The sequence below is a fragment of the Mycobacterium sp. IDUB_24 genome, from assembly GCF_055419385.1.
Map to the genome: position 1 here is coordinate 220,405 of NZ_JBVAXO010000005.1, position 21,572 is coordinate 241,976.

Here is a 21,572-nt window from a genome sequence, read left to right on the forward strand (position 1 = left end):
ACTCATCTTGACACCCGGGTAGTGCGAGACGATCACGTATGGAATCGGGAGTCTCGGCCATGGAACGTCTCGAATCGACGCCGTTGACTGAAACCATGACCAGCACCCCCGTCGTCGTACTCACCGCAGCTGCCGCTCTCGGAAGTGCCGCCGCCGGCGGAATCTTCTACGCGTTCTCCACCTTCGTGATGCGCGGCCTCGACCGCACCGGGCCGGCCGCCGCGATCGCCGCCATGCGCGGTATGAACGCCGAAGCCAACACCAACGCGCCGTTCCTGCTGTTCCTGCTGGGCTCCGCGCTGCTCTCGTTGACCGTCGGCGTGATCGCGGTGGCCCAGATCGGCCGCCCGGGCAGTTGGTACCTACTGGCCGGTGCGGTCTTCGGGGTCCTCGGCATGGTGGTCACCATGGCGTTCAACGTGCCGCTCAACAACCACCTCGACCAGGTCGACCTGGCGGATGCGGCCGCCGAATGGGAGTCCTACTTCGCGACCTGGACGGCGTGGAACCATGTCCGCACCGCCACCGGGTTCGTCGGTTCGGCGCTGATGTTGGCTGGGCTTGCCTACCGCTGAGCCTGCTTGCGGAACGCAGCCGTGACGATCCCGGCAGCGGCCAGCGCGAGCGTTGCCGCGATGATCGCTGTCGGTGCGATGCCGGAGTCGAACGCTGTGCGGGCCGAATCCATCAGCACGTCAGCGGTCTTGGCGGGCAACTCGGCGGCCACCGACACCGCCCCGCCGATGCTCTCACCGGCATCGGCCGCCTGCTCCGAACTCAAGCCGGCCGGTAGCGCAATGTTGTTGCGGTAGAACGCAGTGAAGATGGTGCCGAGCGTGGCGGTGCCGATCACGGCACCCAGCTCGTAGGCGGTCTCCGAGACTGCCGACGCGGCACCGGCTTTGGCGGCCGGCACCGAGGCGACGATGGTGTCGTTGGACACTGTCTGCGAGATGCCGACACCGAGCTCGAGCACGATGAACGAGACGATGATCGCCATCACCGTCAGGTCGTGCCGGAACGTCAGGATCATCACGAAGCCGAGCGCGACGAAAATCAATCCGGTGGTCATCAACGCCTGCGGGGAGAACCGCTTGGCAGCCTGCACCACCCCGATACCGGCGACCATCGACACCAGGGCGCCGGGCAGAGTCACCAGGCCGGCCGCCAACGGGGACAGGCCGAGCACCAACTGAAGATGCTGCGAGATGAAGAAGATGAAGCCGATCAACCCCACGATGGACAGGAAGTTCGCCAGGATCGACGAGCTGAACGGTGCGTAGGAGAACAACCCGAGGTCGAGCATCGGTGTGGCACTTCGCTTCTGGCGACGCACAAACAGCACGCCCGACGCGACACCCACCACAAGGGCCAACCCGACCAACAATGACAGCCCGTCGTGGGCAGCGGTCTTGATCGCCCACACGATCGGCAGCATGGCGGTGAAGGACAGCGCCACGCTGACCAGGTCCAGCGGACCCGGATTGGGGTCACGGGATTCCGGGATCAGCTTCGGCCCCAGGATCAGCAGCGGCAGCAGGATCGGCACTGCCACGAGAAACACCGAACCCCAATGGAAATGCTGTAGCAACGCGCCGCCGACGATGGGGCCGAGGGTCGATCCGGCGGTGAAGCAGGACGCCCAGATCGCGATCGCCAGCCGGCGTGCGGAGGCCTCGGTGAAGATGTTGCGGATCAGCGACAGCGTGGAGGGCATCAACATGGCGCCGAACACGCCCAGCACCGCGCGGGCCAGCACCAGGTACTGCGCGCTCGGTGCGAAGGCGGCCGCCACCGACACCACCGCGAAACCGGTGGCGCCGATCAACAGCATCCGGCGCCGGCCCAGCCGGTCGCCGAGGCTGCCCATGGCGACCAGCAGTGCGGCCAGCACCAGCGAGTAGACGTCGACGATCCACAGTTGAGTGGATGCCGCGGGCCGGAAATCCTCGGCGATCGCCGGGAGGGCGAACGCCAGCACGGTGTTGTCGACCGCGATCAGGAGGACCGGCAGCGCCAGTACGGCGAGTGCCAGCCAGGCGCGTTTGGGCGTTGAGTTCACCGACGGTGAGCCGTCGAGGCAGGTGGACATGCGGGGAGCTCCAAGGAAGTTTCGTTCAGCCGCGCGGGAGACGGATGGTGCCCGCGGTCAGGCTGGTCATGATGGCGTCGACGATTTGATGGCGGGGGGTGCCGTCCTGCTTGGCGGCTTCGTAGCCGGCGTCCAGCAGGGCCCAGAACACCCGCCGTGCCCATCCTGGGGGATATTCGGGCCTGTCGACAGAGGCCCGGTTGAGCACCTCGACGATCGCCTCGTCGCCGGTGTCCAGGTAGGCCGCCAGTTCGGGATCGGCCAGGATCGTCGGCTCGCTGTAGACGAAGATCACGATGGGGCCCAGGTCGAGTTGGCTTTCCACGACGCGGCGCAGTGCCGCATCGGCCGGACCGTGAGTGGGATCCGCGCGGTCGATCGCCGCGTTGCTGAGCTCGTGGACATGCCGAGCCAGGGCGCACAGCAGATCGGAGCGTTCCGGGTAGTACCGGTGCACGGTGCTGCGGCCGACGTCGGCGGCGGTGGCGATATCGCTGAGGGAAGCCGACGGGTTGTCGGCCAGGACCGTCATGGCGGCATCGAGAATCGCCTTGCGGGTGCGCTCACGCGGGCCGCTGTGCGTCGACGCCGAATTGGTCATGAATCAAAATGTAGCACATTTGGGCCAAAATGGGACACATGTGTCCCACTATCTAGCCGGGAGGGGCGAATCCGCTGGTGGGAGGCGACGGATAGGTCGGGTACTGCGAGGGATAGGGCATCGGTTGGGCCTGCGGCATCAGCCGGGCAAGGGCCCGACGGTGCCGCTCGGCCAGCACCGCGGCCAGCACGTATTCGACCGGCGCGCCCGGTGGCGGCGGGGGTGAGATACGCGAGGCCACCTCGGCGAAGATCCGGTGTCCCATCTCATGGCGTATCCGCGGATCGAGTTGGGCCGAGCGGGACAGGAACTGCCTGGCCAGTTCGGCCTGCTCGGGGCCGAGCCCCGACAGTTCCAGCGAGCCGGCCCACCAGGCCAGCGCCGGCGGCATGACCGGCGGTGGGTTCAGCCTGGGCCCGCGCTCGCTGATCACCACGGTCCCGGCGAAGATGTCGCCGAGGCGTTTGCCCTTGGCAGACACCAGGCTGCAGATCACCGCGGGTCCACCGGTGAGCATCCAGATCTCGATGAATCCGGCCAGGCCGCGAAAGAGGGCCTGGCGGAAACGTTCCGGGCCGCCGTCGTCGGCCACCACCCGAAGGCCCAAGGCCATCTTGCCCAGCGACCGGCCACGGGTCGCGGTCTCCATCACCACCGGATACCCCACCAGGGTCAGCACCGTGAAAATGATCAGGATGGCCGCCGACAGCGCGTCGTCGAGCTGACTCAGCGTGATCGACCACAGCACGAGCCCCGTCACATAGCCGACGGCGATCACCAGAATGTCGATCAATGCGGCCAGCGTGCGCACCGGCAACTGGGCGATCGCCACGTCGAGGACGACGGCGTCCCCGGTCACCACCGGCGCGGGCTGCCAAACCATAACGACACACGCTACCGACTACGCTTTGCCACGTGGATGTCGATGCGTTCGTCGTGGCCCATCGCCCCACCTGGGACCGCTTGGAACAGTTGATAAAACGACGCCGACGGTTGACCGGCGCCGAGGTGGACGAGCTCGTCGACCTCTATCAGCGGGTCTCCACGCACCTGTCGATGGTGCGGTCGGCATCGCAGGATTCGGTTCTGGTGGGGCGGCTGTCCGGGCTCGTGGCCCGGGCACGTGCCGCGGTCACCGGAGCGCACGCCCCGCTCTGGCGCGAATTCGTCCGGTTCTGGACAGTGTCCTTCCCGGTGGTCGCCTACCGGTCCTGGCGCTGGTGGCTGGGATCGGCAGTGGCGTTCTTCATCGTGACCGTGGCGCTGGCGCTGTGGGTGTCGGGCAACCCGGATGTGCACGCGGCAATCGGAACCCCCAGCGAGATCGACGAATTGGTCAACCATGACTTCGCGTCGTACTACAGCGAGCACCCCGCCACATCATTTGCCCTGCAGGTTTGGGTGAACAACTCCTGGGTGGCCGCGCAGTGCATCGCCTTCGCGATCCTGCTCGGTCTGCCCATCCCGTACGTGCTGTTCCAGAACGCGGCCAACCTCGGCCTGATCGCCGGGCTGATGTTCAGCGCAGGCAAAGGCGATCTGTTCCTCGGCCTGATCACGCCGCACGGACTGCTGGAGATGACCGCAGTGTTCCTGGCCGCCGCGGTGGGGATGCGGCTGGGCTGGACGGTGATCGCGCCCGGTGACCGACCGCGGTCGCAGGTGCTCGCCGAACAGGGCCGGGCGGTGGTGGCGGCCGCGATCGGGCTGGCCGTCGTCCTGCTGGTATCTGGTCTGATCGAGGCCCTGGTGACCCCGTCGCCGTTGCCCACCTGGATGCGGATCGGAATCGGTGTGGCCGCCGAACTCGCCTTCCTGGGTTACGTGTTCCACTACGGGCGCAAGGCCGTACGGGCCGGGGAGAGCGGCGACCTCGAGGACGCCCCCGACGTGGTGCCGACGGGTTAGAGCTTGCCCGCGGCCTTCATCGCCAGATAGTGGTCGGCCAGCGCCGGCGCCAGGTCTTCGGGGCGGGCATCGACCACGTCGACGCCGTGGCCGCGAAGCCGCGACGCGATGGCCCGGCGATCGTTGCGGGCCCGCTCGGCGGCAGCAGCGTCATAGATCTGCGCGGCGTCGGAGCGACCCGCCGCTAACTGGTCCACCCGCGGATCGGACACCGCGGCCAGCAGAAGCTGATGGCGCGCCGACAGTAGCGGCAGCACCGTCATCAACCCCTCGTCGAGCGCCGAGGCGTTCAAATCGGTCAGCAGCACCACCAGCGCCCGGCCCCGTACCCGGCGCGAGACCGCCGAAACCATCGCGGTTGCATCGGATTCCACCAGCGCAGGCTGCAACGGAGCCATCGCAGCGACCAGCGCGGCCAGCAGTTCGGTGCGCGAGGCGCCCCATACCCCGGCGCGCGTGACCCGGTCGATGGCCAGGAAGTCGACGTGATCCCCGGCGCGGGCGGCCAGCGCGGCCAGTAGCAGCGCCGCGTCCATCGACCAGTCCAGTCGTGGCCACCCGCCCGGATCCAGTGCGGTCGGATCCACCCCGACCCGGCCCGCCGAGGTGCGTCCGGTGTCGAGCACGATCACCACCCGCCGGTCGCGCTCCGGGCGCCAGGTGCGCACCACCACGTCGGCCCGCCGGGCCGTGGCGCGCCAGTCGATCGAGCGGACATCGTCACCGACGACATATTCACGCAGCGAATCGAATTCGGTGCCCTGGCCGCGGATCAGCACCGGGATTGCACCGTCCAGCTGCCGCAGCCTGGCCAGCCGGGACGGCAGGTGCTTGCGGGACAGGAAGGGTGGCAGGACCCGCACCTGGCCGGGCAGCCGCTGCGCACGCTGGCGGCCGGCCAGCCCGAGCGGGCCGATCGAGCGCACCGTGACCAGCTCGCAGCGCTGATCGCCGCGGCGCACCGGACGCAACCGGGTGACCAGGGATACCTTTTGTCCCGCATCGATGTTCACGCGGTGCTTGCGCGGTTGCGCCGACGCGCTGGGCGGCCAGGCATCGCGAACCGCACCACGCACTGCCCGTCGTCCGGTGTTGTGCACGGTGAGCACGGCGTCGACGGTCTGGCCCAGGCGGGTGGTCGACTCGCCGCCGCGGCTGATCTCCAATCCGCCGATGCGGCCGGCGAGCGCGACATCGGCTGCCACGGCCCCGGCCAACAGCGCCGCCAGCACCACGAAAGCCATTGCCGGCCATGGGGCCAACGCGACCGGCAGCACGCACACCAGTGCCACCAGACCGGCGCGGCCGGTGAGAACCATCAGCGTGGCACCGGGACGGCGGCCAGGATGCCGTCCAGCACTCCGTCGGAGGTGGCGCCTTCGAGTTCGGCCTCCGGACGCAGCGCCACCCGGTGGCGCAGCGTGGACCTGGCCATCGCCTTGACGTCGTCAGGGGCGACGTAGTTGCGGCCGGACAACCAGGCCCAGGACCGTGCCGTGGCCAGCAGAGCAGTCGCACCGCGTGGTGACACGCCGAGTTGGAGCGACGGGGAATGCCGGGTGGCCCCGACGATGTCGACGATGTAGCCCAACACCTCGTCACCGACCAGCACCTGGCGCACCGCCTCGCGCCCGGCGGCCAGCTCGGCAGCCCCGGCCACCGGCCGCACGGCCGACAGGTCGCGCGGGTCGAAGCCCTGTGCGTGCCGGCTCAGGATCGCGATCTCCTGATCCCGCGGCGGCAACGGCACCGTGAGCTTGAGCAGGAAACGGTCCAGCTGGGCCTCGGGCAGCTGATAGGTGCCCTCGTACTCGATCGGGTTCTGGGTGGCCGCCACGATGAACGGATCGGGCAGCAGCCGGGGTGTGCCGTCGACGCTGACCTGACGCTCCTCCATGGCCTCCAGAAGCGCCGCTTGGGTTTTCGGCGGTGTCCGGTTGATCTCATCGGCCAGCAGCAGGTTGGTGAACACCGGACCGGCGCGGAACTCGAACTCGGCGGTACGCGCGTCGTAAACCAGGGAACCGGTGACGTCGCCGGGCATCAGGTCCGGCGTGAACTGCACGCGCTTGAACTCCAACTGAAGGGCCGCCGCCAGGGTGCGCACCAGCAGGGTCTTGGCCACCCCGGGCACACCCTCCAGCAGAACATGCCCGCGGCAGAGCAGCGCGACCACGAGTCCGCTGATCACCGCATCCTGACCGACCACCACCTTGGCGATCTCATTGCGCAGGGCCAGTAGTGCTTCACGGGCGTTTTTCGAGGCGGTGGTCTCCGGGTTGGGCTGAGTCACGACTGCGCGACCTGCCTTTCGATGTCGTCGAGTTGATGTGCGAGGTGGACGAGTTCGGCGTCGGTGGCAGGCGGTGGGCCGAACAGGATGTGACCGACCGTGTTCGACGCGGTGCCGCAGCGCGCGGCGACAGCGGCCGCGACGGCGTGCGGTGCCGCGGCGGAGGTCAGGCCGAGCCTCGGCAACAGGCGGCCCAGCACCGCGGTGCGTAACGCGTCGGCGGCGCGGTCCCGCGCGCGGCGGGAGCGGTACAGCCGTCCACGTCCCTCGACCGTCTCCGAAGCGCGGACCACCACCGGCAGGGATTCGGCGACCAGCGGACCGAGGCGTCGCGCCTGCGCCACCGCCAACAGTGCGACCACCAGACACAACTGCAGTACGATCCACCGGACCTGCGGCGGCATCAGATCCGACAGCGTGCCATCCCCGGTCGACTCGGCCTCGAAATGCTGTGGCGCATACCAGATCATCCGCGGAGCAGCCCCGGCCAGATTCATCGCCAGTGCCGCGTTGCCCTCTTTGAGCAGGCGCGAGTTCGTCATGAAGGAGCCGGTGCCGATCACGGTGACGGTGCGCCGGCCATCGCGGTAGCGGACCAGCGCGCCGTCGTAGCACGATGTCAGCGGTATACCGTCGGCCGCGGTGTAGGTATCGGTGGTGCCGAGCTGCGTTGTTCCGGCCCGGTTTGCCTCGGGCAGTTCACAATCCGGCTCGTCGCCGCCGAACTCCGTCGGTTTCCCGAGCCGGATCTGCGGGGCCAGCTTCTCCCGCGTGAGCCCGGACGGCGCGATCAGCAGCAGATCCCCGGGGGTATCGATGAGCCGGCCCACGGTCTTGTCGCTGGACAGGAACATCGTCTGCGCCACCACCAGCAAGGTGCCGGGCCGGGCGGCGCGTTTCACCGCGTCGACATCGTCGGCGGTGATCACTTCGACCCCGTGATCCCGCAACAGACTGACCAACGCGTGCGTGCCCTCCGGCGACGTCGACTCGGGATCCATCGCGCCACCCGGGCGCGGTGCGGTCAGATACACCGTCGCCACGGCCACCGCGACGATGACGGCGAATGCCAACAGGACCCAGCGTGCCGTGCGGAATCGGTGTTTGACCGAAGCAGTGGTCATGGCACCCGGGCCTCGTCGAGCGCGGCGATCTGCCGGTAGGCCGATTCGGTACCCGGTAGTTCGCCGTAGGTGACGTCGTTGAATGTGGTGGCCGCGCTGAAAAGTTGGGCCGACAGACCCGGTAGCGCCGCCGCGGCGTCGCGCGCGAGTTCGGTGGCAGTACGACCCGGGACCGCGTCGAGAACCCCGGTCTCCTCAAGGCGACGGGCCAGGGCGCGGACCCGGTGGCGAATCGCGGACGACCAATCTCCTTGTGCGGCATATTGTTCAGCGATGGAGCGGTGCTGCGCGGCGCTGAGCTCCGCGCTGCCGAACAGGGCACGGTCCGCGCCGCGCGCAGTACGCATGGTGCGCCGTGCGATCCGCACCGCCACCACGACGGCCACCACGAGCAGGATGGCAAGCACCGAGATGGTGAACCAGCCACCGGGGATCGTGGATCCTGCGGCGGTGATCCGGTACAGCAGATCCTTGAGCCAGTCCCCGATCTGATCGGTCGGTGAAGCCCGGGGGTAGATCGGCTTGGTCAGCTCGTTCTGCGCAGCGTCGTGCGCAGCGTCGCGGTCGATGTCGATGCCTGTCACCTCAGACGTACCGCGGCAGCCATAGTTGGTCGGCAGTTTCCACCGGTGCACCCGCACCCGTCTGCAACATCAGGTCGAACGCCTCGGCCCGGAACCGCCGGTCGGCGTAGAGCAGGACCACCACGCCCGCACTGAACGGCGCGGTGACGATCTGCCCGATCGCGGCGCCGACGGCACCGAGGATCAGCGCCGGCACCGTCGGGCCGTCGGCGACCATCGACATGATCTGCCCGGCCACGTTGAACGGCGCACCCACCCCCCAGGCGATCACCGAGGCCACGATCGAGGACAGCACCCAGATGCCGAAGACGCGCCAGAAGTCCTTGTTCACCAACGCGAATGACCGTTTGACCGCATCGACGATGCCGCGGTGTTCCAGCACGATCACCGCGGGGGCGAACAGCAGAACCGTCGACACGTAGAGCACACCGACCAGGGTGAGCAGCACCAGCGGCGCCCCGACGGCGAACGCCGCCAGCCCGCCGCCGAGCGCGTCTGCACCGACGATCACGACGGCGACCCCGCCGGCGAAGACGACCAGGGCCAGGGCCTGCAGCACCGTCAACCCGATCAGCGCGGGTAACCGTCCGCGGAGCCGCCGCCAGGCCTCACCGATGGTGATGCTCCCGCCGAATACCGAGCGACCGATCACCACCGTGAGCATGCCGCTGAGCAGAAGCGAGGCAAGCGTCGTGACGACGATGCCGACGAACGCGCCGGTGGCGAACACCGCGAGCGTCCCGGGCGACGGCGCCTCACCCTGCACCGTCGAGTCGAATTCGCCGAGTGCCGACAGTGGCCCGACTTGCAGTGCAAGCGTGATGATCTGCGACGCGAGAACGACCACGGTGGCCAGACCCAGCGTCGCTTTCGGATTGGTGCGGACGTAGGCGACGGCTCCGTTGAGGATGTCGGTCAGGCTCAACGGGCGAAGCGGAATGACACTCCCCAAATATGGCCGACCGCTCGTCATCCTTTCACCGTAGTTCCCGCCAGCAACTACGGTGGACCCCATGCCGACCGAGATCATCGTGCAGGGCTCTTTTTCCGCTTTTCAGTCGCCCGAACGTGCAACGGTCCACGCGACGCTCGGCTACGAGGGGCCGGCGATCGAACCGGTCTACGAGCGGGTGGTCCGTGATCTGGACACGGTGAAATCCACTATCACCCCACTGCACCAGCCCGATGCCGGCCCGGTCACGTGGTGGTCCACCGGCCAGGTGCGCACCTGGGCCAACCGGCCCTGGAACAACGAGGGCAAGCAGCTGCCGCTGGTGCACCATGCCAGCGTCGACATCAAGGTCAAGTTCAGCGACTTCACCGCCCTGTCGCGATGGGTCGGCGGCCACGTCACCGAGACGGGCGGCTTTTCGTTGTCGCGGATCGAATGGGCCCTGACCACCGAGCATCGCGATGAGCTCGTCGCCCAGGTACACACCCGCGCCGTGCAGGACGCCGTCATCCGTGCCCAGCGCTACTCCGATGCGCTTGCTCTCGGTCCGGTGCGGCCGGTGGCGATCGGCGACGCCGGAATGTTGGGGCACAGCCCCGCGGGGGCGTCCGGGCCGGGATTCGTGCGGGCCATGGCGGCGCCCGCAGGCGGCGGCGGGGCACCTCAACTCGAATTCGCGCCCGCCGATATCGAGGTCTCGATGTCGGTCGACGCCAAATTCGTGGCGGGCGAGAACTGATCGCAGCTAGGTTGACGCTATGGCCGACCTCAAGGACAAGCTGCGCGCGGATCTGACCGGCGCGATGAAGTCGCAGGACAAACTGCGCACCGCCACCCTGCGCATGGTGCTGGCGGCGATCCAGAGCGAGGAGGTCTCGGGTAAACAGGCCCGCGAACTGTCCGACGCCGAGGTGATCGCGGTGCTGGCCCGTGAATCGAAGAAGCGTGGCGAGGCGGCCGAGATCTACACCCAGAACGGCCGGGGGGAACTGGCGGCTGGGGAACACGCCGAGGCCCGGGTCATCGACGAATACCTGCCCACCCCGCTGACCGATGCCGAGCTGGCCGACGTCGCCGACACCGCCATCGCGCAGGTCGCCGAGCAGATCGGGGAACGGCCGGGCATGCGCCAGATGGGCCAGGTGATGAAGGCCGCCACAGCCATTGCCGCGGGCAAGGCCGACGGTGCGCGGTTGTCGGCAGCGGTCAAGGCGCGGCTTTAGGTCCTGCCCCGGCCATCGGGTTGAAACTCATGGCGACGGGTATCTCAGCTAGATGCCAACGGGTAAAGGGATCTACGACGGAGAGCACGGGGCGGATCACGGCGGCAAAGGCGACAAAGCTGATGCCGCCGCACGGCGGGCTCGGGTCAAGAATGTGCCGGAGGACACCCCGGACGTGGACACCACCGAGAGCACCAGCCAGGAACCACCCGACTGAGCCTGACTCCGGGCAGTGTCACGCCGCGAGGCTATTCAGCGGAACGCCCGACACGGCTGCTGTGATACGCGGTGCGTCGAACGTCGGCCAGCCAGTTGGGCACCAGGCGGACACCGTCGGCCTCGTGCAGCGCGGGGTCGAACGAGACGTCGCGGCCGTGCGGGAGCTTCTCGAGCAGTGACAACCGGGCCAATGGCTCGAATTCGCCGGTGACGGGGGATTGTTCGATGTCCAACTGGACCCCACCACGTTCCAACTGACTGTTGACGCTGTCGAGGCAGAGCCCGCCGCCGTCGAACTCGGTGGTCAGGCGAGCCCGCAGCCACCACAGTGCACCGCCGAAACGCAACGGCATCACGCTCGAGAACGTGATCCCCGCCCAGGAATTGGCCGGCCACAACACAAATCGATTGCCGGCCAGGGTCGAGGCCAGCAGCACATCCCACGGTGTGCCGGACAGTTGCGGTGGCATCCGCCAGGCCAGGCCGGCAATGTCCGGCACGGAATCGGGTGTGCCGATCCCTTTGGACAATCGCCCGACGACGTCACACGAGTAGAGCGGCAGTCCCCTGCTGGGGGGCGCCGTGCGCTCGAGGGCGCCGCGTGCCAGCACGCCGTTCGGGTGGAACAGCCGCCGGTGCCGCACCGCAGCACCGAACTCGATCGGCCAGGACGCGACATCGGAGATCTTCATGCCACCGACTGCCCGCCGCGGCGGCCTTGCAAACGTGCCGGGCTAGATCCGCCAGAGTGCTTCTTGGGTGACGCTGGCGATCAGCGTGGAGTCGGCGTCATAGAGGGAACCGACCGCCAGACCCCGCGAGTCGTTGTGGTTGGCCGGCCGGATCTCATAGCGGTGCCAGTGCTCCGGGTGGAACGGGCGGTGAAACCAGATCGAATGATCCAGGCTGGCGGCGAAGCCGAGGTCCGACCGTAGCGGCACCGTCGGAGGTAGTGCCGAGGGCACCGGACCGAGATCGGACATGAACGTCAGCGTGCAGGCGCGGATCAGCGGATCGTCCTCGATCGGGGTGCTGGCCCTCACCCAGAACGGCGGGATGGCGAACTCCGAGGCGTCGTCGTGAGTGGTTCGCAATTCGAACTTGTCACCGAAATCCAACACCTCGGCCTTGGGAACCGCCGTGGCGAACTCCAGCGCCGGCGGTGCATCCGGGAACCAGTCGAGTCCCGGTTCGGGATGGTGGAACGACGCGATCATCTCCAGGATCACCGCCCCGCCCTGGCTGGCGGTGACATGGCGGGTGGCGAACGCGCGTCCGTCCCGAATGCGGTCGACGTGGAACTCGACGTCGGCGTCGTAGCGTCCGCCGCGGACAAAGTAGGCGTGCAGCGATTGCGGGAGTTTGCCGTCGTCGACCGTGGCTCCGGCCGCCGCCAGTGACTGCGCCGCGATCAGGCCGCCGAACAACCGCTCTACCGCACCTCGGCGCGGCTCGCGAACGCAGAAGTCATCGCCGTGACGATCGAACTGCAACAGTTGGGCGATCCAGCTCAGCGCGGCCATCGGCCGAGGCTATCAACTGCTTGGTTGGGACCGCGCTCACACCTGCTCGGCGAAATAGCGCCGGCCATCGGAGGCCAGCCGCCCGAACGCCGCTTTGACCACCGGCGCCAGGCCCTTGAACGGGATCGCGAACAGCGGCTTCGGTTCGATCGCGACGATCCAGGTGAACTGCGTCTGCCCGTCGCCGGCGGGTTCGACCAGGTAATCCTCGGCGAACCGGCGCAGCGACGGAATGCTGGCGTGATCGACGGTGAACGAATACCGGCGGCCGTCCTCCCACCGGAAGAACGTCTCGTGCACCCGGACCACCCCGGGCGCCAGCGTCACCTCGCGGGAGGTGCCGACGCCGAACGGCCGCGGCGCCAACCAGGTCACGTCCTTGACCGACGGCCCCCAGGCGGCCAGGGACTCATCGGATACGAGCGACTCCCATACCTTTTCCGGCGGTGCCGCGAAACGCTTCCGATAGGTGAAGATGTGCGGCGCGGTCGTGAAGAAGTCCGAGTCGGCGGGTTCCAGCGTGAACCGGGGCATGGTGCCAGCATGCCCTGGAATGCCCCGGCACGTCACTGCGGGATACTCGGATACACGCGCATACCGGAGGGAGACCTATGACGGCGGCGCTCGCCGACCGCTACGAGCTACGTGGCGTGCTCGGCCGCGGCGGCATGGCCGAGGTGCGTGACGGCTGGGACACCAGGCTGTCGCGTCCGGTCGCGATCAAACTTCTCTATCCGGCCCTGGCCGCCGACGAGTTCACGCGTCGGCGATTCGAGGACGAAGCGCGGGCCGCTGCCGCACTCAACCACCCCAACATCGTCGCGGTCCACGACAGCGGTGAAGACCACGGCACGCCGTACATCGTGATGGAACGACTGCCCGGGCCCACCCTGGCCGAAGAGATTGCGGCCGGACCACTTTCAGCCGACCGCGTGCGCTGGGTGCTGGCCGACCTCCTCGGCGCGCTGACAGCCGCCCACGGTGCAGGCATCCTGCACCGCGACATCAAGCCCGGCAACGTTCTCATCACCGCATCCGGCTCCGCCAAGCTTGCCGACTTCGGTATCGCCAAGACCGCCGGAACCGCCCACACCCACGCTGGAACGGTCTTCGGCACACCGGATTACCTGAGCCCGCAACGGATTACCGGACAAGCGGCATCCGCCTCGGACGATCTGTACTCCGTCGGTGTGCTCGGCTACGAGGCGCTGACCGGGCGGCGGCCCTTCGCGCGGGACCACCCGATCGCCACCATGCGCGCCGCCGTCGACGAAGCCCCGGTGCCGATCGGCATGCTGCGCCCCGATGTCGATCCTGCTCTGGTTCAGGCGCTGGAGCGTGCCATGGCGCGGGACCCGGCCTACCGTTTCGCCGATGCTGCCGCGATGCGGGCGGCATTGCACGCCGCGCCGCCTGCGCGACCGGCGACCCTGCTTCTGCCGGCCCCGCTGCCGCCTCGTCGGTCGCCGGTCCGGTGGGTGCTGGCGGCCGCGGGTGTCGTCGCTGCCGTCATCCTCGGGGCGATGCTGCTGATCGCCGATCCGCCGCCGCAGCGTGCGCCGGCCGTGACGCCGGTGATCACCTCTGTCGCGCCGACCGTGCCTGCCGCGACGAGCATCCCGACCGTCACGCCGACGCTGCCCGAGGACGAAGGGGACTGGGGCAACTGGAACGGTCACGGCAACGGAAATGACAATGGGAATGGCAAGGGCCACGGCAAGAAAGGCCATCCGCATGGCTGACGGCGCCTGACCCGCTTGGCGATCCGTCTGGGGACAGGCCCGAGGTTGGGAATAGACGCCGGGGCCGCGACGTTCCCTAATGCATAGGAAAGCTATGCGTTCGATGGATTGGTTCGATTATGAGTAAATTCGGCATCAAGGTCGCCACCGTGATCGGTGGGTGCGCTGCCGTTGCGCTGGGTGTCTTCGGGGTCGTCGGGGGTCAGCAGAGTCATCCCGTCTCTCTTCTCGGGTTCGAGCCGTCATCTCCGATGCAGACCGGGGTAACCATCACGCCATCCAACCCGGCGCAGGCACCCGAGATCCCCATGGCCACTCCGGGAATCAAGGGACCTGCTCCACTGCCGCCGGAAGAACAAGGACTACCGGGATAGGCGAGCTGTACCAGCTGTCGACGCACCGTCGATGATCGGGGCTACCGCGTCGTATATCGGCCAGGCGTCAGGCGCGGCGTAACTGACTGGGTACCTTGCGATTTCGGGAAAGCCGCCCCCGGCGCGGTCAGCATGCACTCATCGATCTCGCCGGCGCAATGGCGAATCAGGAATGCTCTGAAATCCGCTACCGGACCAACTGCGGGCCAGAAAGCAAGAAGGCCCTGAACCGGATAACCAGTCAGGGCCTCTCACTTGCGGACACACGAGTCGGGGTGGCGGGATTCGAACCCACGACCTCTTCGTCCCGAACGAAGCGCGCTACCAAGCTGCGCCACACCCCGCGTGAAGCTCCGACAGCGTATCGCACCGGGTACCTCGAAAGCCAAACGGCCATGTCTGCGCCGACGCGCCACGGATCGTCGTCGTTTTCCACTTGAGGGTTGTTGGCGGGACGTTTCACAGCCCTCAGGTAGAAATCGGCGAGAAACCGGGAAGCAACGAGCTATCGGTGGCGTTATTCACATCATGACCGTCCTGGGCGCCACCATCTACCTGGGGTTCTTCGCCCTGGCAGCGTTTTGGCTGTTCCTGACGGCCGAGACGGATCAGGACCAGCTGCCTGAGCACTCGAACTCCGAGAGCACCTCCGCGGACTCCGACAGGTCCAGTCCCTGGGCGCTGAGCCAGTCCGCATCGAAGTAGGTATCCGCGTAGCGGTCGCCGCTATCGGCCAGCAGGGTCACCACCGATCCGCTGCGGCCGTGCGCGATCATCTCGGCCAACAGGCCGAACGCGCCCCACAGATTGGTGCCGGTCGACGGCCCGACCCGACGGCCCAATACCCGGCTGGCGTGATGCGCCGCGGCGACCGATCCGCAGTCGGGGACGGCAATCATCCGGTCGACCACGCCGGGCAGGAACGACGGCTCCACGCGCGGCCTGCCGATGCCCTCGATACGTGAGGACGCGCCCGTGACGACGTCATCGCGGCCCTGCGCATAGCCGGGGAAGAACGCCGAATTCTCCGGGTCGACGACACACAACTGTGTGGCATGCCTGCGGTAGCGGATGTAGCGACCGATGGTCGCACTGGTGCCGCCGGTGCCGGCCCCCACGACGATCCACTCCGGAACCGGATGTGGTTCGAGACGCATCTGCTCGTAGATCGACTCGGCGATGTTGTTGTTGCCGCGCCAGTCGGTCGCCCGCTCGGCATTGGTGAACTGGTCCAGATAGTGCCCGCCGGTCTCCTCGGCCAACCGTTGGGCCTCGGCGTATACCTGCGAGGACTGGGCGACGAAATGGCAACGGCCACCCTGGGCTTCGATCAATGCGATCTTGGAGCCACTGGTCGAGGCCGGCACGACTGCGATGAACGGCAGCCCCAGCAGCGCTGCGAAGTAGGCCTCGGACACGGCCGTCGACCCCGAGGACGCCTCGATGATCGTGGTGCCCTCACCGATCCAGCCGTTGCACAACCCGTACAGGAACAGGGACCGGGCCAGCCGGTGCTTGAGGCTGCCGGTGATGTGCGTCGACTCGTCCTTGAGATACAGCGCGACGTCAATGTCGTCGCGCCAGACCGTCGGCAGTGGGTAGCGCAGTAGATGGGTGTCGGCGCTGCGCTTGGAATCGGCCTCGATCAGCCGCACCGCATTGTCGACCCACCGGCGTGGCCGGGGACGCGAGGCGGTGCAGCCCGGCTGGCTCACCGGGCCGAGACGGCGGGGCTGGACTGCCCGGCCCTGATCCCGACGTGGCCGCCGCCGGTCGGCGCCGCGACGAGCGTCAACAAGGTGGCCTCGGGACGGCAGCAGAACCGTACCGGCGCGAACGGCGATGTGCCGATTCCCGCCGACACATGCAGCTGCATGTGCGATCCCCACTTCGAGGCGCCCTTGGCCCGGGACCGGTCCAGCTCGCAGTTGGTCACGATGGCGCCGTAGAACGGCAGGCACAGTTGCCCGCCGTGGGTGTGCCCGGCCAGCACCAGCTGGTAGCCGTCGGCTGCGAAGCGGTCCAGCACCCGCGGTTCGGGGGAGTGTGTGAGCCCCAACGTCAGGTTCGCCGCACCGTTGGCCCGGCCGGCGATGGTGTCGTAGCGGTCGCGTTTGAGATGCGGATCGTCGACCCCGCCCACCGCGATGTGCTGCCCGGCCACCTCGACGTCGCGACGGATGTGGGTCATGTCGAGCCAGCCGCGTTCGGTGAACGCCGCGCGCAGGTCCTGCCATGGCAGCGGCTCACCGTGCGTCCGGTGTTGAGGGTTGGTGACGTAGTTCAGCGGGTTCTTCAAGCGCGGCGCGAAATAGTCGTTGCTGCCGAACACGAATAGGCCGGGCGCCGAAAGCAGATCGCTCAGTGACTGCACCACCGCGGGCACTGCCTTGGGATGGGCCAGGTTGTCGCCGGTGTTGACCACCAGATCGGGCTCAAGGCGCGCCAAATCACGCAACCAGGCCTGCTTGCGGCGCTGATTGGGACGCATGTGCAGATCGGACAGGTGCAGCACTCGCAGGGGCGAGGAGCCAGGCGCCAGTACCGGCATGGTCGCTTCCCGCAGCACGAACGCATTGCGCTCGATCAGGGACGCGTAGCCGATCCCGGCGACCAGCGAACCGGCGGTGATGGCCGCTGCCTTCTTGACTGACATGCAGGCAAGCCTACTGCGAACGTGTCCTCACGGGGGCGGTGGAGGCCCGAGCACCGGAACGGTGATCGGCGGCAGTCCCGGGATCTCGACAACCGTCTGACCGATCTCGGGCGGCGGGCCGCCGGGGAACGGGAATGCCACTGGGGGCGGCGGTGGGGCCGGCGGAATCCCGTTGCTGATCTGGATCGTGATGATCGAGCCCGGAATCGTCTGTCCGCTGGGCGCCGTGCCGACCACGGTCCCGTAGCGCGAACTGCTGTTGACCGAAGCGGCGCCGTCGGCCACCTGGAATCCGGACTCCTTGAGCCGCTGACGCGCGGCCGTCTCATCCAGTCCCGTCACGGTCGGCACCACCGAGCCGGGGCCGCCGTCGACGTAGCGCGGATCGGTCGGCGGCATGACCACCGGGCCGAAGCTGTTCGCGATCGGTTTCAGCGCCGTGAACCAGGTGCGGGCCGGCTCGTTTCCACCGAACAGGTCGCCGTCCCCGCACTGGCGCAGGGGGAACGAGCACAGCTCGCCGGGACTGGTGGAATCGTCGTAGATGTAGTTGGCCGCGGCGTACTGGTTGGTGAAGCCCAGGAAGCCCGACGAGCGGTGGGCCTCGGTGGTGCCGGTCTTACCCGACATCGGAAGGTCCCAGCCCACCGAACCGGCCGAACCGGAGGCGGTGCCGCCGGCCTGGTCGTCCTTGCTCATCGCGTTGGCCAGCGTGTTGGCCAGGCCCTCGGGCACCGCCTGATCGCAGGTCTCGGTGGTCACCGACACCTCCTGACCGTGGCGGTCGAGCACCTGGGCGATCGGGTTGGGCGGGCACCAGGTGCCGCCGGAGGCCAAGGTGGCGGCCACATTGGACAACTCGAGCGCGTTGACCTCGATGGGGCCCAGGGTGAAGGAGCCGATGTTCTGGCGCTTGACGAAGTCGGCCAGGCTCTCGTTGCTCTCCGGGTCGTAGTCGCGGGCGGTGCCGGGCAACGCGTAGGACCGCAGCCCCAGCTTGACCGCCATGTCGACGGACCGCTGGACGCCGATCTGCGAGATCAGCTTGGCGAATGCGGTGTTCGGCGAGGTGGCCAGGGCATCGGTGACACTCATCGAACCCCGGTAGCCGCCGGCGTTCTTCACACACCAGGTGTCCTTCGGGCAACCCGGGGTGTCGCTGCTGCCCAGCCCTTTGGCTTGGAAGGACCCGGGCACCGCCAGTTGGGTGTTGATGCCCATTCCCATATCCATGGCCGCGGCCGTGGTGAAGATCTTGAAGATCGACCCGGCACCGTCGCCGACGAGCGAGAAGGGCTGCGGCTGCATGGTCTCGCCGGCGTCGGTGTTCAGACCGTAGGTGCGATTGCTGCCCATCGCCAGGACCGGATGGGATTCTTTGCCCGGCTTGATCACGCTCATCACGCTGGCGATGCCCGGCGCATCCGGGCGGGCGATGCTGTCGATCGACGACTTCACCGAACCCTGCACATCGGGATCCAGCGTGGTCTTGATCAGATAACCGCCCTTGGCCACCTGCTCTTTGGAAAGCCCGGCGCGGGCCAGGTACTCCAGCGCGTAATCGCAGAAGAACGCCCGGTCACCGGCGGCGATGCAGCCGCGCGGCAACTCGTTGGGCTGCGGCAGGATGCCCAGCGGCTGCTGCTTGGCGGCGCGCAGGGCCTCGGCCTCCTGGGGGATGTTGTCGATCATGGTGTCCAGCACCAGGTTCCGGCGGGCCAAGGCGCCGTCGGGGTTGGTGTAGGGGTTCAGCGCACTGGTGGACTGCACCATGCCGGCCAGCAGCGCGGCCTGCTGCCAGTTCAACTCGGAGGCGTTGACTCCGAAGTAGGTCTGTGCGGCGTCCTGGACGCCGAACGCGCCGTTGCCGAACGAGACCAGGTTGAGATAGCGGGTCAGGATCTCGGGCTTGGTGAACGTCTTGTCCAACGTGAGGGCCATCCGGATCTCACGCAGCTTGCGCGCCGGGGTGGTCTCGATGGCGGCGCGGCGCTCAGCCTCGGTCTGGGCGATCACCAGCAGCTGGTAGTTCTTCACATACTGCTGCTCGATCGTCGAACCGCCGCGGGTGTCCGAGTCGCCGCGCATGTATCCGGTCAGGCCGGTCAGCGTGCCCTGCCAGTCGACGCCGTTGTGTTCAGCGAAACGCTTGTCCTCGATGGAGACCAGGGCGAGCTTCATCGTGTTGGCGATCTGGTCGCTCGGCACCTCGAAGCGGCGCTGCGAATACAGCCACGCAATGGTGTTGCCCTTGGCGTCGACCATGGTCGAGACCTGCGGAACCTCACCGTCGACCAGGGCGGCCGAGCCATTGGCGACCACGTCGGAGGCCCGGTTGGACATCAGGCCGAATCCACCCACCAAGGGGAACATGAACGTGGCCACCAGCACGCTCGCCAGCAGGCAGCACCAGGCGAGCTTGATGATGGTGACCGCTTGGGGTGGCTGCGCGGGCGGTCGTGTCGGCGGCTCCGGCATGGGTACAGAGTAGCCAGCTCGCCGAGCGGCACTTTCTGAGAGCAGGCCCCTGGGCACATCCCGCTTGCCTGCAGAAACACCGCAGTGCGCCCAAATGCCGGTCAGACGGGACGGCCGTCCCAAAAAAGTGGTCCACAAACTGTTGCGTTAATACCCTCTGACCACCTAGCTTGGACACACAGTGCGATCCAGGTAACACGGGCTGGCGCAATGTGGCGTAGATCGCAATGGCGTTCTACACCGGAAGGTTCAAAGCCCGCCATCTGGGGAGATGGCAGGAACGAAGGGATCGCTGGTGTCAGGTACACGAACTGTCGCAGACAACATGAACGCTTCCGCCCCCGCCACCAACCTGGTCCACCGAGGTGAGGGTGAAGCCCGGATCGCGTGGGTTTCGCAGGCGCGCTGCCGTCAGGCCGATCCGGACGAGCTGTTCGTCCGCGGTGCTGCGCAACGCAAAGCCGCGGTGATCTGCCGGCACTGCCCCGTGATCCTCGAGTGTGGTGCCGACGCGCTGGACAACCGCGTGGAGTTCGGCGTCTGGGGCGGAATGACCGAACGTCAGCGTCGTGCCCTGCTCAAGCAGCACCCCGAAGTCAATTCGTGGGCCGAGTTCTTCGCCGCCCAGCGCAAGCACCACCGCAGCGCGGTCTGACCGCGCCGATCCGGCAATCCCCGCAGAGCCCGCCTGATATCAGGCGGGCTCGGCCACTCCGGTGATCTGATCGGCAATCGCGCGCAGCGCGTCGAGATCGGATACATCGAACGGCAGCGACGGCACCCCGACGATCGCCACATGCGGATTGGCCCCGGTGAACCGGGACAGCAGCCGCACCTCGCGCTTGGCGGTGTGTGCCCGGTCGGCGTGGATGCGCAGCACGGCTGCGGCCAGCGAATTCGGATCCTCGGCCGCCAACTCGTCGGCGGCTTCCTCGGCCTTGTCGGCGTGAAGTTCGCACAGCGTGGGATGGGTGCGGTTGAGGATCAGACCGGCCAGCGGCATGTGCTCGTTCGACAGTCGGTCGACGAAGAACGAGGCCTCGCGCAGCGCGTCGGGCTCTGCCGCCGACACCACCACGAACTGGGTTCCGCGGCGCTTGAGCAATTCGTAGGTGCGGTCGGCCTTCTCTCGGAACCCGCCGAAAGTCGCGTCCAGTGATTGGACGAAACCTGCTGCATCGGAGAGCATTTGCGATCCCAGCACAGTGGACAGGGCCTTCATCGCGAGCCCGACGGCGCCGGTGACCAAGCGGCCGATCCCGCGCCCGGGCGCCAGCAGCATCCGCCACAGCCGGCTGTCCATGAAGCTGCCCAACCGCTTCGGAGCGTCGAGGAAGTCCAGCGCGTTGCGTGACGGCGGGGTGTCCACCACCACCAGATCCCACTTGTCCTCGGCCAGGAGCTGGCCGAGTTTCTCCATCGCCATGTACTCCTGCGTGCCGGCCAGCGAGGTCGCCACGGTTTGGTAGAACTGGTTCTCCAGAATCGAATCGGCGCGGTCCGAGCCGGAGTACTGCACCACCATCTCGTCGAATGTGCGGCGCATGTCCAGCATCATCGCGTGCAACTCACCGGTGACCTCCGGGGCCAACGGAACCCGCTGCGGGGTGTTTCCGAGATCCTTGATCCCGAGCGCCTGGGCCAATCGCTTGGCCGGGTCGATCGTGAGTACCACGACGGTGCGGCCGTACTCGGCGGCGCGCAACGCCATCGCGGCCGCAGTGGTGGTCTTGCCGACTCCGCCTGCGCCGCAACAGACTACGACGCGGTTGGCGGTGTCGGACAGGATTGTGTGCATGTCAA

At 67.7% G+C, this 21,572-nt stretch carries 23 protein-coding genes and 1 tRNA gene; 8 read left to right on the forward strand and 16 right to left on the reverse strand.

Translation table 11 applies throughout. From position 1 onward, the window contains the following. Positions 1-95: 95 nt before the first annotated feature. The gene (locus tag ACZYZF_RS18985; protein WP_463743893.1) at positions 96-575 is read left to right on the forward strand and encodes an anthrone oxygenase family protein; all 480 of its coding nucleotides are present in this window, start codon (positions 96-98) and stop codon (positions 573-575) included. Here the strand turns inward: ACZYZF_RS18985 and lfrA are convergent. The 3 genes from lfrA to ACZYZF_RS19000 are packed head-to-tail and all read right to left on the reverse strand — an operon-like array spanning position 566 to position 3,576. Continuing rightward, positions 566-2,092, reverse strand: coding sequence for an efflux MFS transporter LfrA (gene lfrA, locus ACZYZF_RS18990; RefSeq protein ID WP_463836488.1), 1,527 nt, complete (start codon positions 2,090-2,092; stop codon positions 566-568). The genes ACZYZF_RS18985 and lfrA overlap by 10 nt on opposite strands. Before the next feature lie 25 nt (positions 2,093-2,117). Next, positions 2,118-2,693: a TetR/AcrR family transcriptional regulator gene (locus tag ACZYZF_RS18995; RefSeq protein ID WP_463743895.1), complete on the reverse strand. Its 576-nt coding sequence runs from the start codon at positions 2,691-2,693 to the stop codon at positions 2,118-2,120. Positions 2,694-2,745: 52 nt separating this feature from the next. Further along, positions 2,746-3,576 (reverse strand): RDD family protein, encoded by an 831-nt coding sequence (locus tag ACZYZF_RS19000; RefSeq protein WP_463743896.1) that lies wholly within the window; start codon positions 3,574-3,576, stop codon positions 2,746-2,748. A gap of 32 nt (positions 3,577-3,608) precedes the next feature. Here ACZYZF_RS19000 and ACZYZF_RS19005 point away from each other — a divergent pair, with 32 nt between their 5' ends. After that, the gene (locus ACZYZF_RS19005; RefSeq protein ID WP_463836489.1) at positions 3,609-4,601 is read left to right on the forward strand and encodes a stage II sporulation protein M; all 993 of its coding nucleotides are present in this window, start codon (positions 3,609-3,611) and stop codon (positions 4,599-4,601) included. Here the strand turns inward: ACZYZF_RS19005 and ACZYZF_RS19010 are convergent. The 5 genes from ACZYZF_RS19010 to ACZYZF_RS19030 are packed head-to-tail and all read right to left on the reverse strand — an operon-like array spanning position 4,598 to position 9,575. Next, the gene (locus tag ACZYZF_RS19010) at positions 4,598-5,920 is read right to left on the reverse strand and encodes a DUF58 domain-containing protein (RefSeq protein WP_463836490.1); all 1,323 of its coding nucleotides are present in this window, start codon (positions 5,918-5,920) and stop codon (positions 4,598-4,600) included. The genes ACZYZF_RS19005 and ACZYZF_RS19010 overlap by 4 nt on opposite strands. Beyond that, complete coding sequence (locus ACZYZF_RS19015) at positions 5,920-6,894, reverse strand: AAA family ATPase (protein ID WP_463743899.1); 975 nt, start codon at positions 6,892-6,894, stop codon at positions 5,920-5,922. The genes ACZYZF_RS19010 and ACZYZF_RS19015 overlap by 1 nt, the downstream gene beginning before the upstream one ends. Continuing rightward, positions 6,891-8,018, reverse strand: a complete 1,128-nt coding sequence (locus tag ACZYZF_RS19020) for a DUF4350 domain-containing protein (RefSeq protein ID WP_463836491.1) — start codon at positions 8,016-8,018, stop codon at positions 6,891-6,893. Before ACZYZF_RS19020 ends, ACZYZF_RS19015 begins: the two co-directional genes overlap by 4 nt. Continuing rightward, positions 8,015-8,602, reverse strand: coding sequence for a DUF4129 domain-containing protein (locus ACZYZF_RS19025; protein WP_463836492.1), 588 nt, complete (start codon positions 8,600-8,602; stop codon positions 8,015-8,017). Before ACZYZF_RS19025 ends, ACZYZF_RS19020 begins: the two co-directional genes overlap by 4 nt. Before the next feature lies 1 nt (position 8,603). Next, positions 8,604-9,575 (reverse strand): DUF7847 domain-containing protein, encoded by a 972-nt coding sequence (locus ACZYZF_RS19030; RefSeq protein ID WP_463743902.1) that lies wholly within the window; start codon positions 9,573-9,575, stop codon positions 8,604-8,606. A gap of 40 nt (positions 9,576-9,615) precedes the next feature. On the opposite strand from ACZYZF_RS19030, the gene ACZYZF_RS19035 reads away from it, so the two are divergent. Genes ACZYZF_RS19035 through ACZYZF_RS19045 form a run of 3 tightly spaced genes read left to right on the forward strand, consistent with a single transcriptional unit; the run spans position 9,616 to position 10,994 of the window. Next, the gene (locus ACZYZF_RS19035) at positions 9,616-10,293 is read left to right on the forward strand and encodes an SIMPL domain-containing protein (RefSeq protein ID WP_463743903.1); all 678 of its coding nucleotides are present in this window, start codon (positions 9,616-9,618) and stop codon (positions 10,291-10,293) included. Between the two features lie 19 nt (positions 10,294-10,312). Next, positions 10,313-10,777, forward strand: a complete 465-nt coding sequence (locus ACZYZF_RS19040; protein WP_463743904.1) for a GatB/YqeY domain-containing protein — start codon at positions 10,313-10,315, stop codon at positions 10,775-10,777. 52 nt (positions 10,778-10,829) lie between these two features. Continuing rightward, complete coding sequence (locus tag ACZYZF_RS19045) at positions 10,830-10,994, forward strand: hypothetical protein (protein ID WP_463743905.1); 165 nt, start codon at positions 10,830-10,832, stop codon at positions 10,992-10,994. Positions 10,995-11,025: 31 nt separating this feature from the next. On the opposite strand, the gene ACZYZF_RS19050 is transcribed toward ACZYZF_RS19045, so the two are convergent. The 3 genes from ACZYZF_RS19050 to ACZYZF_RS19060 are packed head-to-tail and all read right to left on the reverse strand — an operon-like array spanning position 11,026 to position 13,053. Continuing rightward, the gene (locus tag ACZYZF_RS19050) at positions 11,026-11,688 is read right to left on the reverse strand and encodes a phosphodiesterase (protein WP_463836493.1); all 663 of its coding nucleotides are present in this window, start codon (positions 11,686-11,688) and stop codon (positions 11,026-11,028) included. Between the two features lie 42 nt (positions 11,689-11,730). Next, entirely contained in the window at positions 11,731-12,519 is a 789-nt protein-coding gene (locus tag ACZYZF_RS19055; protein WP_463743907.1) for an acyl-CoA thioesterase, read from the reverse strand. A 36-nt stretch (positions 12,520-12,555) separates the two neighbouring features. Next, a complete protein-coding gene (locus ACZYZF_RS19060; protein WP_463743908.1) occupies positions 12,556-13,053 on the reverse strand; it encodes an SRPBCC family protein in 498 nt (165 codons plus the stop codon). Positions 13,054-13,130: 77 nt separating this feature from the next. On the opposite strand from ACZYZF_RS19060, the gene ACZYZF_RS19065 reads away from it, so the two are divergent. Both ACZYZF_RS19065 and ACZYZF_RS19070 read left to right on the forward strand, forming a co-directional pair. Beyond that, positions 13,131-14,261: a serine/threonine-protein kinase gene (locus ACZYZF_RS19065; protein ID WP_463836494.1), complete on the forward strand. Its 1,131-nt coding sequence runs from the start codon at positions 13,131-13,133 to the stop codon at positions 14,259-14,261. A gap of 119 nt (positions 14,262-14,380) precedes the next feature. Continuing rightward, on the forward strand, positions 14,381-14,635 hold the full coding sequence (locus tag ACZYZF_RS19070; RefSeq protein WP_463836495.1) for a hypothetical protein: 255 nt from the start codon (positions 14,381-14,383) through the stop codon (positions 14,633-14,635). Positions 14,636-14,905: 270 nt separating this feature from the next. Here the strand turns inward: ACZYZF_RS19070 and ACZYZF_RS19075 are convergent. The 4 genes from ACZYZF_RS19075 to ponA2 all read right to left on the reverse strand — a co-directional run bounded on the left by ACZYZF_RS19075 (position 14,906) and on the right by ponA2 (position 19,769). Then, positions 14,906-14,979, reverse strand: a tRNA-Pro gene (locus ACZYZF_RS19075). A gap of 264 nt (positions 14,980-15,243) precedes the next feature. Continuing rightward, positions 15,244-16,350, reverse strand: a complete 1,107-nt coding sequence (gene cds1 / locus ACZYZF_RS19080; RefSeq protein ID WP_463743911.1) for an L-cysteine desulfhydrase Cds1 — start codon at positions 16,348-16,350, stop codon at positions 15,244-15,246. Further along, positions 16,347-17,291: a metallophosphoesterase gene (locus tag ACZYZF_RS19085; protein ID WP_463836496.1), complete on the reverse strand. Its 945-nt coding sequence runs from the start codon at positions 17,289-17,291 to the stop codon at positions 16,347-16,349. Before ACZYZF_RS19085 ends, cds1 begins: the two co-directional genes overlap by 4 nt. A 27-nt stretch (positions 17,292-17,318) precedes the next feature. Then, on the reverse strand, positions 17,319-19,769 hold the full coding sequence (gene ponA2 / locus ACZYZF_RS19090) for a transglycosylase/D,D-transpeptidase PonA2 (RefSeq protein ID WP_463836497.1): 2,451 nt from the start codon (positions 19,767-19,769) through the stop codon (positions 17,319-17,321). 325 nt (positions 19,770-20,094) lie between these two features. On the opposite strand from ponA2, the gene ACZYZF_RS19095 reads away from it, so the two are divergent. Next, positions 20,095-20,424 (forward strand): WhiB family transcriptional regulator, encoded by a 330-nt coding sequence (locus tag ACZYZF_RS19095; protein WP_454792607.1) that lies wholly within the window; start codon positions 20,095-20,097, stop codon positions 20,422-20,424. 39 nt (positions 20,425-20,463) lie between these two features. Here the strand turns inward: ACZYZF_RS19095 and bagB are convergent, their stop codons facing one another. Further along, positions 20,464-21,567 (reverse strand): ATPase BagB, encoded by a 1,104-nt coding sequence (gene bagB, locus ACZYZF_RS19100; protein ID WP_463744184.1) that lies wholly within the window; start codon positions 21,565-21,567, stop codon positions 20,464-20,466. Positions 21,568-21,572: the final 5 nt, after the last annotated feature.